The organism is Actinopolymorpha sp. B17G11 (genome assembly GCF_040196095.1).
Lineage (GTDB): Bacteria > Actinomycetota > Actinomycetes > Propionibacteriales > Actinopolymorphaceae > Thermasporomyces.
This window is the reverse complement of record NZ_JBEFTW010000105.1, coordinates 1-911: the sequence shown is the minus strand read 5'-3', so window position 1 is coordinate 911 and position 911 is coordinate 1. Positions and strand designations below refer to the sequence as shown.

Here is a 911-nt window from a genome sequence, read left to right as displayed (position 1 = left end):
GTGGATTCCTTTCGCGGCGCGATCTGCCACGGTTCGGCCTGCCGCTGCATCACCGCGTTGATGATGTCCTTTCGGTTGATCGCGTACGACAGTCCGATGCGGAAGTCCTTGTTGTTGATGATCTCCCGCATCACCGGGTTCTTGTGGGTCAGGTTCAGGTAGACCGCGACCTGGCTGGTCAGCGCTGGAATCGCGTCGAAGAAGCGGTACGCACCCTTCTGCCGGCCGTCGGCCAGGACCGGCTTGTTGACCGGCTCGTCGAAGGCAAAGTCGACCTCGCCATTGGTCGCCTTCAGTAGCGATACCTCTGGGTCGGTGACCACCGACCACACCATGCCGTCCATGTAGGGAAGTTGGCTGCCCTCTGGATCCACCTTCCAGTAGTACGGATTGCGCTCAACCGTTACCTGGGTCTTCGTGTTGGTCTTGAGCAACCATGGATAGATCGATGGCTTCTCGGGGTTGGATCCGAAGCTGAAGTCACCGCCCCTTTGCTGGTACAGGGCAATCCACTCGTCGAATTTCTGGCTCTTTGCCAGCGCCTCGACGTCGGGTGTGTACTTCTTGTGGAACTGCGTCATGTAGTGCTTCGGATTGGAGGTGAAGACCAAACCTGATCGGGTCGCCATATACGTGAGCACGAGACCTTTGGGGTTGTCCCAGGACAGCTTGACGGTGAAGTCGTCGATCTTCTCCGCCGTCGCCCCGCCAAAGTACGCGTCGGGAACCGGAGTGAGTTCGGTGTTGTTGAGCACGTCCTCGACGGCGAAGACCACGTCATCGGCGGTGAAGGGATGCCCGTCCGACCACTTGAGGCCCGGATGCAGCTTGAACGTGTACTCCTTGCCGTCCGCCCCGATCTCCCAGCTGTCGGCAACATTCCCAATGATCTTCTTGAACGTCGGATCCCA

The 911-nt window shown here is 59.1% G+C and carries 1 protein-coding gene; it reads right to left on the bottom strand.

Features of this window, described 5'->3' with window-relative positions:
• On the bottom strand, positions 1-911 hold a 911-nt coding region (locus ABN028_RS35185; RefSeq protein WP_349699668.1), incomplete at both ends, for an ABC transporter substrate-binding protein.